7 protein-coding genes and 1 pseudogene are annotated in these 8,983 nt (G+C 64.0%); all 8 read left to right on the forward strand.

Translation table 11 applies throughout. The annotated features are described in order from the left end of the window. Positions 1-254: pseudogene (locus HMPREF1546_RS18735) on the forward strand (UDP-N-acetylmuramoyl-L-alanyl-D-glutamate--2,6-diaminopimelate ligase); the annotation flags it as partial. Positions 255-668: 414 nt separating this feature from the next. Further along, positions 669-1,655, forward strand: a complete 987-nt coding sequence (gene mraY, locus HMPREF1546_RS06545) for a phospho-N-acetylmuramoyl-pentapeptide-transferase (protein WP_036631121.1) — start codon at positions 669-671, stop codon at positions 1,653-1,655. A gap of 65 nt (positions 1,656-1,720) precedes the next feature. Next, positions 1,721-2,962: a putative lipid II flippase FtsW gene (gene ftsW, locus HMPREF1546_RS06550; RefSeq protein ID WP_174233003.1), complete on the forward strand. Its 1,242-nt coding sequence runs from the start codon at positions 1,721-1,723 to the stop codon at positions 2,960-2,962. 133 nt (positions 2,963-3,095) lie between these two features. Continuing rightward, the gene (gene murG / locus HMPREF1546_RS06555; protein ID WP_051319968.1) at positions 3,096-4,232 is read left to right on the forward strand and encodes an undecaprenyldiphospho-muramoylpentapeptide beta-N-acetylglucosaminyltransferase; all 1,137 of its coding nucleotides are present in this window, start codon (positions 3,096-3,098) and stop codon (positions 4,230-4,232) included. A gap of 64 nt (positions 4,233-4,296) precedes the next feature. Next, a complete protein-coding gene (murA, locus tag HMPREF1546_RS06560; protein ID WP_021750850.1) occupies positions 4,297-5,568 on the forward strand; it encodes a UDP-N-acetylglucosamine 1-carboxyvinyltransferase in 1,272 nt (423 codons plus the stop codon). A 10-nt stretch (positions 5,569-5,578) separates the two neighbouring features. Beyond that, a complete protein-coding gene (locus tag HMPREF1546_RS06565) occupies positions 5,579-6,340 on the forward strand; it encodes a cell division protein FtsQ/DivIB (RefSeq protein WP_021750849.1) in 762 nt (253 codons plus the stop codon). Positions 6,341-6,555: 215 nt separating this feature from the next. Beyond that, a complete protein-coding gene (gene ftsZ / locus HMPREF1546_RS06570; protein ID WP_021750847.1) occupies positions 6,556-7,677 on the forward strand; it encodes a cell division protein FtsZ in 1,122 nt (373 codons plus the stop codon). A gap of 190 nt (positions 7,678-7,867) precedes the next feature. Continuing rightward, a complete protein-coding gene (gene spoIVB / locus HMPREF1546_RS06575) occupies positions 7,868-8,935 on the forward strand; it encodes a SpoIVB peptidase (protein ID WP_021751794.1) in 1,068 nt (355 codons plus the stop codon). Positions 8,936-8,983: the final 48 nt, after the last annotated feature.

An 8,983-nucleotide genomic window follows, 5' to 3' on the forward strand; every position in this document is an offset into this window, starting at 1 on the left:
CCTCCGACAACCCCCGGACCGAGGACCCGGAGGCCATCATCGCCGACATCCTGCCGGGCCTGGAGGGCAGCGGCACCCCCTACCAGGTGATCTGCGACCGGGTGGAGGCCATCCACTGGGCGATGGACCACGCGCAGCCCGGCGATGTGATCGCCCTGTGCGGCAAGGGCCACGAGACCTACCAGGAAGTGAACCACGAGAAGCACCACATGGACGAACGGGAGATCGTGGCGGAGCACTTGACGGGGAAGTGACCGCCGGACGTCCGGCGTCAAGCGGTTTGCCGCAGGCAAACCCTTGAAATCGGCTGAATTCACTTCGGGCGATTTGAGTCAAATGCGGGGTCCCCACAAAATCGGAGATTTTGTGGGGCGTGAACCACGAGAAGCACCACATGGACGAACGGGAGATCGTGGCGGAGCACTTGGCGGGGAAGTGACCGCCGGGCGTCCGGCGTCAAGCGGTTTGCCGCAGGCGAACCCTTGAAATCGGCTGAATTCACTTCGGGCGGTCCGCGTGAAATGCGGCGGTCAGCCGTGGGCGGCGCCGCATGGACAATGGGATACGGCGGGACATCCGGCGGAGGATCGGCCGCCGGAGAACCGCTGGAATCAGGAACGTACCAAAGGGCCGGGGCTGTGCCCGGCGAAGGAGAGGGAGACGGATATATGACACTTTCTTTGATCGCGGCGGCCGTCAGCTTTGTGCTGACGCTGCTCATCGGCAGATTTCTCATCCCGGAGCTGCGCAAGCTGAAGGCCGGCCAGGAGATCCGGGAGGACGGACCCACGTGGCACAAGTCCAAGGCCGGCACGCCCACCATGGGCGGCATCATGTTCATCCTGGGTGCGGGCGTCACCGTGTTCATCCTGGGTTGGAGCTTCATGCTGGAGGGGGTGTTCTGGCACCTCTACGTGTATCTCTTCGCCCTGATCTTCGGCCTGATCGGCTTTGTGGACGACTACCGCAAGGTCCGCCAGCACCAGAACGAGGGACTGACGGCCCGGCAGAAGTTCATCCTTCAGCTGGCGGCGGCGGTGGTGTTCCTGGTGCTGATGCGGTACGAGGGCCTGCTGACAAACGACCTGTATATCCCCTTCCTGAACATGAGCTTTACCATCAACTGGATCGTGTATCTGATCTTCGCGGCCTTCGTTATTGTGGGCTGCGTCAACGCTGTGAACCTGACCGACGGCATCGACGGGCTGGCTGCCAGCGTCACCTTTGTGGTGATGGCCTTCTTCACCGTAGCCGGCGTCCTCTGGAGCACCTACGGCATCCAGGCTCTGTTCCCGGCGGCTATGGCGGGAGGGCTGGCGGCCTTCTTCGTCTATAACCACCACCCCGCCAAGGTGTTCATGGGGGACACCGGCAGCCTGTTTCTGGGCGGCGCGGTGGCGGCCCTGGCCTTTGTGTTCGATATGCCCCTGGTGTTGATCCCCGTAGGCATCATCTACATTCTGGAGACGCTGTCCGATATTATCCAGGTGGGTTACTTCAAGCTGACCCACGGCAAGCGATTCTTCAAAATGGCCCCCCTGCACCACCACCTGGAGCTCTCCGGCTGGAGTGAGGCAAAGCTGGTGGCGGTATTCTCCCTGGTGACGCTGGCGGGCTGCGTCCTGGCCTATCTGGGCGTCCAGGGACGATTCTGAGCACTCTGCGCCGGCCCGCTGCGGAGCGCGGCAAGATCCACAGACCCCGAGAGGAGGGAAGCAGTATGGTACGGCAGAAAAAAGCCCCGGCGGCCCGCCGGCGACCCATGAGTCGGGAAGAGGCCCTGGCCCGGCAGGAGCGCCAGCAGCGCCGGCGGGAGCTGGAGCAGGAGAGCCGGGAATTGGCCAAGGGGCCCATTGACCTGCCCTTCTTCATCCTGGTGATGCTGTTGACCGGCGTGGGCCTGGTGATGCTGCTGTCCGCCAGCTTCCCCTCCGCCTATTACGAGACGGATGGCCAGAACCCCATGTCCTACTTTATCCGCCAGGGCGTGTTCGCCATCATGGGCGTGGCGGCCATGCTCTTCATTGGCAAGATCAACTATCAGCGGTTCCGCGGTCTTGCAAAGCCGCTGCTGTATCTGGCCGTCATTCTGCTGATCCTGGTGATTGTTCCGGGCAACCCCTTGGCCATTACCCGGAACAACGCCACCCGCTGGCTGGGCATTCCAGGTACTTCGCTGCAGTTCCAGCCCTCGGAGATCGCAAAGCTGGCGGTGGTGATCTATTTTGCCGACAGCATCTCCAAGAAAAAGGACCGTATGCAGACGTTCCGCTACGGCATCGCCCCCTATGCGGTGCTGCTGATTGTCTTGGCAGCCCTGGTGGGCATCGAGCCCCACCTCTCCGGCGCCATCCTCATCATGGGCGCCGGCGCGGTGATGATGCTGGTGGGCGGCATCCACTGGAGATGGGTGGGGCTGGCTATGGGTGCAGCCGGACTGCTGCTGTATCTGGTGCTGGGCGTGATCGGCTACAACGCCTCCCGCATCGAGATGTGGCACAACCCCTGGCTGGATCCCCAGGGAGCCGGTTACCAGCTGCGCCAGAGCCTCATCACCATCGGCTCCGGCGGGCTGTGGGGCGTGGGCCTGGGGAAGAGCCGCCAGAAGTTTCTCTATCTGCCGGAGGAGCACAACGATTTCATCTTCGCCATCGTCTGCGAGGAGCTGGGCCTGATTGGCGCCACCGTTATCATGCTGCTGTTCGCGGCGCTGATTCTCCGGGGCTTCTGGATCGCCCTCCATGCCCGGGACCGGTTCGGCAGCCTGATGGTGGTGGGCGTCATGACCCTGGTGGGCCTTCAGACCTTTTTGAACATCGGCGTGGTGACGGGCCTGCTGCCCACCACCGGCATCTCCCTGCCGTTTTTCAGCTATGGCGGCACGGCGCTGTCCATCCAGCTGGCGGAGATGGGCATCGTCCTGTCGGTATCCCGGCAGATGAAGCCTACAAAGGCGGGGTAGTACGACCCAGATAGGAGTTAAGAGATAAAAGATAAGAGATAAAGGCGGAATCTCAAAATGTCCGGCTGTGCCGGACACCGAATCTCTTCTCCCTTCACTTTTATCTCATATCTTTCGATTGGAGTGCAGCAAAGTGGAAGCATCATTGAAGAAGGTGATCTTCACCTGCGGCGGCACGGCCGGGCACGTGAACCCGGCTATCGCGCTGGCCCAGCTGATGCGCGAAAAGGACCCGGAGACAGAATTTTTGTTCGTGGGAGCGGAGCGGGGACTGGAGAAGGACCTGATCCCCAAGGCGGGATACGACTTCCGCACCGTCCACATCTCCAGCTTCCACCGGTCCTTCAAGCCTCGGGAGATCCGGCACAACCTGGTCTCTGTGGGGAACCTCCTTCGGGCGCCCGGAGAGGCCCGGGCCATTCTGCGGCAGTTCCGGCCGGACGTGGTCATCGGAACGGGGGGATACGCCAGCTTCCCTATGGTGAAGGCCGCTGCCAAGGCGGGGATCCCCACGGCCGTTCACGAGTCCAACATGGTGCCCGGCCTCACCACGGAGATGCTGGAGCCCTTCGCGGACCGGATCATGGTGGGGTTTGAGGCCTGCCGGGAGCACTACCGCCACCCGGAGAAGGTGATCGTCACCGGTACGCCGGTGCGGCGGGACTTCTTCCATCTGACGAAGGCAGAGGCCAAGCGCCGCCTGGGCGTGGAAGACGGCCGGCCCCTGCTTGTGTCCTTCTGGGGGTCCCTGGGGGCCTCGGGCATGAACCGGCAGATGGCGGACTTCCTGGCGCTGGAGGCGGCCAAGGAACCTTTCCACCACATCCACGGCGCCGGAAAGGATGGCTATCCAGTGCTGCTGAAGCTGCTGCGGGAGAAGGGAGTGGACCTGGCGGACCACCCGGCGCTGCAGGTGCGGGAGTACATCTATGATATGGCCGCCGTCATGCGGGCGGCGGATCTGGTGCTCTGCCGGGCGGGGGCCTCCACCATCAGCGAGCTGACGGCACTGGGGGTCCCGGCGCTGATCGTGCCGTCCCCCTATGTCACCAACAACCACCAGGAAAAAAACGCGAGGGTCCTGGAAAACGCCGGCGGTGCCGTGGTGCTGCTGGAGAAGGACTGCTCCGGTCAGGCGCTGTTCCAGGCGGCCTGCGGCATCCTTCATGACGGAGCGCGCCGGGCCTCCATGGAGCGGGCCATGTCCGCCCTGGGAATCCGGGACGCCACAGAGCGAATTTATCAAACCGTGCTGGAAATCTGCCAGTAACCACGAAACCCCGCCGGCCATAGGATGGACTGTTGAACCATTCTGGATTCGGAGGGGAACGGATATGAGCCAGCTTTTGTCGGTGCGAGGCGGCCGCCGCCTGGAGGGAGAGGTCACGATCCAGGGGGCCAAGAACAGCGTCCTGCCCATTCTGGCGGCCACGCTGTTGGCAAGGGGGCAGGTGGCGCTGCTGGGCTGCCCCCGGCTGCGGGATGTGGACGCCTCCATCCGCATCCTGCGGCATCTGGGCTGCGACGCCCATTGGGAGGCGGATGCCCTGGCGGTGGACACCACCGCCCTGCGCCGCTGTGAGATTTCTGATGTACTCATGCGGGAGATGCGCTCCTCCGCCATTTTCCTGGGGGCGATCCTGGCCCGGTGCGGGCAGGCGGACCTGAGCTACCCCGGCGGGTGCGAGCTGGGCCCCCGGCCTATCGACCTCCACCTTGCGGGCCTGCGGGACCTGGGGGCGGAGATCCGGGAGGAGGGCGGCTTCCTCCACTGCCGGGCGGACCGGCTGCGGGGCCGGGAAGTGGTGCTGCGGATGCCATCCGTGGGGGCCACGGAGAATCTGATGCTGGCCGCCTGCGGGGCGGAGGGCGTCACGGTGATCTCCAACGCCGCCCGGGAGCCGGAGGTGGTGGACCTGCAGAACTTCCTGAACGCCTGCGGGGCTCGGGTGTCCGGGGCGGGGAGCTCCGCCGTGTCCATAGAGGGCGGGCAGGACCTCCACGGCTGTACGTACCGGGTCATGCCGGATCGGATCGCGGCGGCTACTTACCTCTGCGCGGCGGCCTCTGCCGGCGGGGACATCTATCTCCGGGGCGCGGAGGAGGGGCACCTGTCCACAGTCACCGCCGCCCTGCGGGAGGCGGGCTGCACGGTCACGGCAGACAGCGGAGGCATCCGGGCTCTGTGCCGGGAGCGGCTGCGGGCCGTGGGGCCGGTGCAGACGGCGCCCTACCCCGGCTTTCCAACGGACGCGCAGGCGGTGCTGATGGCGGCACTGCTGCGCAGCCGGGGCGCCACGGTATTTGAGGAGAACATCTTTGAAAACCGCTATCGCCATGTGGACGAACTGATCCGCATGGGGGCCAGCATCCGGGTATCCGGCCGGGTGGCGGTGGTCACGGGTGTGGAGCGGCTTCACAGCGCGCCAGTGCGGTGTACGGATCTGCGGGGCGGGGCGGCCCTGTGCGTGGCGGCTCTGGCGGCGGAGGGGGAGACCCGTGTCTCCCAGATCTGCCACATCGACCGGGGCTACGAAGACCTGGCCCGGGACCTGCGGGCTCTGGGGGCGGACGCGGTGCGCGTGGAAGAGACAGAAAACGGGTAGGAGAGACGACATGGCCAGACGCAGACATTCCAACCGGCGGCGCAGGAGGGGAAACTTCGGCTTCCTCTATAAGCTGCTGTCCGTGCTGGTGATCTGCGCGGCCGTGGTGATGGCCCTGACGCTGTTCTTCCGGGTGGACACCATCGAGGTCACGGGGACTGAGCGGTACACCGAAAAGGACGTGATCGAGGCCAGCGGTATCCAGCTGGGCGACAACCTCTTTCTGCTGAACAAGTACGAGGCCGCCCGCAGCATCGCGGAGCAGCTGCCCTACATCGACATTGAGGACATCCGCATCCGGCGGGAGCTGCCGGACACTCTGCTGATCGATGTGGCGGAGTGCGGTACACCCCTGGCGGTGATCCAGGACGGCAGCGCCTGGCTGCTGAGTCCCAAGGGCAAGATCGTGGAGCAGCTGCCGGCGTCTCAAGCTGGGGACTATGCGGTGATCGACGGCTGTGAGCTGCTGGCCCCCTCGGTGGGCACGGACATCGCCCTGTCCACAGAGTTCGCCAATCAGCAGACCAGTCTGCTGGCGCTGCTGGCGGCGCTGGACGCCGCGGGCCTGACGGACCGGGTGGATGCCATCCACCTGGACGATCTGTCCCGGCTGACTATGGACTACGCCGGCCGCTTTTCTGTGGAGATGGAGTACAACGCGGACTATGACCGGATGCTGCAGATCCTGGAGGCGGGAATCAGCAAGCTGGAGAGTAACCAGACGGGCAGCATCCGCCTGGACCTGAATCCGCCGATCCTCACGCTGGACTGAGAGTGGCGGATTTGGCAGAAGATTGCCGAGACAGGGGGGACGGACCGCCGCCCCTCCTTTTTCCGGACAAAAATCTGAGGGAAAAGCCCGATGGACTCTTGACCAGAGGGCGAAAGTGTCATACAATAAACTAAATGTTATGAGATACAGGATATTGTGAATCCAAAGGGACGATCCTCCCTTTTTACACAAACGATAGTAGGAGGCACCACTATATGGCATTTGGATTGGAGACCGGTCCCGATACCGTTGTCAATATCAAGGTCATCGGCGTGGGCGGCGGCGGCAACAATGTGGTCAACCGCATGGTCCGCAGCGGCACCAAGGGCGTGGACTTTGTGGCGGTCAATACCGACAAGCAGGCGCTGAACGTATCCAGCGCCACCTATAAGATCCAGATCGGCGAAAAGCTGACCCACGGTCAGGGCGCCGGTTCCGACCCCGAGGTGGGCCGCAAGAGCGCGGAGGAGAGCCGCAACCAGATCGCCAAGGCACTGGAGGACACGGATATGGTGTTCATCACTGCCGGCATGGGCGGCGGTACCGGCACTGGCGGCGCCCCCATCGTGGCGGAGATCGCCAAGGAGATGGACATCCTCACCGTGGCGGTGGTCACCAAGCCCTTCGGGTTTGAGGGCCGCCGGCGGATGCAGCAGGCAGAGGCCGGCATCGCGGAGCTGAAGGACAAGGTGGACTCTCTGGTCATCATCCCCAATGAGCGGCTGAAGCACGCCACGGACCAGAAGATCACCTTTGCAAACGCCTTCGAGATCGCGGACGACGTGCTGCGCCAGGCGGTGCAGTCCATCTCAGACCTGATCCGGGATACCGGCTTCATCAACCTGGACTTCGCGGACGTCACCGCCATCATGAAGAACGCCGGCATGGCCCACATGGGCGTGGGTCGGGCCGCCGGCAAGGGCAAGGCCGAGGAGGCCGCCAAGATGGCCATTTCCAGCCCCCTGCTGGAGACCTCCATCGAGGGGGCCAAGGGCGTGCTCATCAATGTCACCGGCTCCATGGACATCGGTCTGGAGGAGGTGGAACAGGCCGCCAGCTTGGTCCAGGCGGCGGTCCATCCCGATGCGCTCACCATCTTCGGCGCCACCTTCGACGAGACGCTGGACGACGAGATCCGGGTCACCGTCATCGCCACCGGCTTTGACAAGGTGCCGGAGCAGCTGCCCAAGGTGCCGCCCATCCAGGCGGGGGCCGCGGGCCAGCAGAGCGCCGCGGCGGAGCCCATGCCCCTGAAGGAAGAGGACGTGCCCAAGCCGGAGGAGCCGGAGGACGACCCCTTCGAGGATATTTTCAAAATTTTCAATAAGCGGGATTGAACGATTTTTTCCAGGACCTGCGGGTATTTGCCTGCGGGTCCTGTTTTTTTGCCGCTGCGGCGGCACAGTCAAAGCCTGCCATGGGGCTGCTTCCGCATTTTGCAAGGCGTGTTTTTCCGTCTGCGGCAGATGATAATCTCGCCGGCAGATCAGCGGATTTGCCGGCCGCGTTTCGGAAAGGGGTGATTTCATGTATGGACCATTTCAAAAAGCGAGACACGTGCTGCGGGGCGGAGCGGCGCTGGTCTTGGCATTGCTGTTGTGCGCGGCCATGCCGGCGCGCGCTGCCGGTGTGACGGCCGGCGGCGCGGACCAGGACACCTCCGCCCGGATGCTGGTCCCCGTGGGCCACACGGTGGGCATCAAGCTCTTTGCCCGCGGGGTGATGGTGGTGAAGGCGCCGGAGAGCGGCACGCCTGCGGATGACTGCGGCCTGCAGACCGGCGACATCATCGTCAAATGCGGCGGCGTCTCTGTAACCTCCTCAGAGCAATTCCAATCCCTGCTCCAGGAGAATGGGGAGACGGCCACCGACCTGCAGGTCCGCCGGGAAGGCGGGAGCGTGACGCTCTCTGTTTCCCCGGAACAGAACGAGAAGGGCGCCTACTGCATTGGGGCCTGGATTCGGGACAGCATGGCCGGCATCGGCACCATGACGTATTACGACCCGGAAAGCGGCGCCTTCGGCGCTCTGGGTCACGGGATCACGGACGCCGACACGGCGCTCCTGATGCCCTTTGCCTCCGGATCCATTCTGCCCTCCACCGTGAAAGCGGTGAAGAAGGGTGCCATCGGAGAGGCCGGTGAGCTGCGGGGGGATTTCGACCTGGCCACAGATTTGGGTGATCTGTACGCCAACACCACCAGCGGCGTCTTCGGCACGCTGGACCCCGGCGAATTCACCGAGCGGCTGGGCGATCCCATGCCGGTTGCGGCCGCCGGGGAAGTCCACGCTGGTCCTGCCACCATCCTCTCTAATGTGGAGGGTGATGCCGTTCAGGAATATGATGTGGAAATTTTACAGGTTGTAGAGAATGCAGCAGACGGACGAGACCTGGTCATCTCTGTGACGGACCCGGAGCTTCTGGCCGCCACAGGCGGCATCGTCCAAGGTATGTCCGGCAGCCCGATCCTGCAGGACGGAAAATTCGCCGGTGCGGTGACGCACGTCCTGCTGAACGATCCAAGCAAAGGGTATGGAATTTTGATGGAAACTATGCTGGCAGCGGGAGATTTCTCAGAAGAACCCGTGGCCTGACATGGTCTCCCAGGCAGACAGCGGCGGCGGGAAGCATTTTGCTTCCCG

This window comes from Oscillibacter sp. KLE 1745 (assembly GCF_000469445.2).
Taxonomy (GTDB): Bacteria; Bacillota; Clostridia; order Oscillospirales; family Oscillospiraceae; genus Oscillibacter; species Oscillibacter welbionis.

Excerpts from the sequence above, each read along its gene's own strand:
- mraY (WP_036631121.1), top strand. The coding sequence starts at position 669 with ATGACACTTTCTTTGATCGCGGCGGCCGTCAGCTTTGTGCTGACGCTG.
- murA (WP_021750850.1), top strand. The coding sequence starts at position 4,297 with ATGAGCCAGCTTTTGTCGGTGCGAGGCGGCCGCCGCCTGGAGGGAGAG.
- ftsZ (WP_021750847.1), top strand. The coding sequence starts at position 6,556 with ATGGCATTTGGATTGGAGACCGGTCCCGATACCGTTGTCAATATCAAG.
- ftsW (WP_174233003.1), top strand. The coding sequence starts at position 1,721 with ATGGTACGGCAGAAAAAAGCCCCGGCGGCCCGCCGGCGACCCATGAGT.
- spoIVB (WP_021751794.1), top strand. The coding sequence starts at position 7,868 with ATGTATGGACCATTTCAAAAAGCGAGACACGTGCTGCGGGGCGGAGCG.
- HMPREF1546_RS06565 (WP_021750849.1), top strand. The coding sequence starts at position 5,579 with ATGGCCAGACGCAGACATTCCAACCGGCGGCGCAGGAGGGGAAACTTC.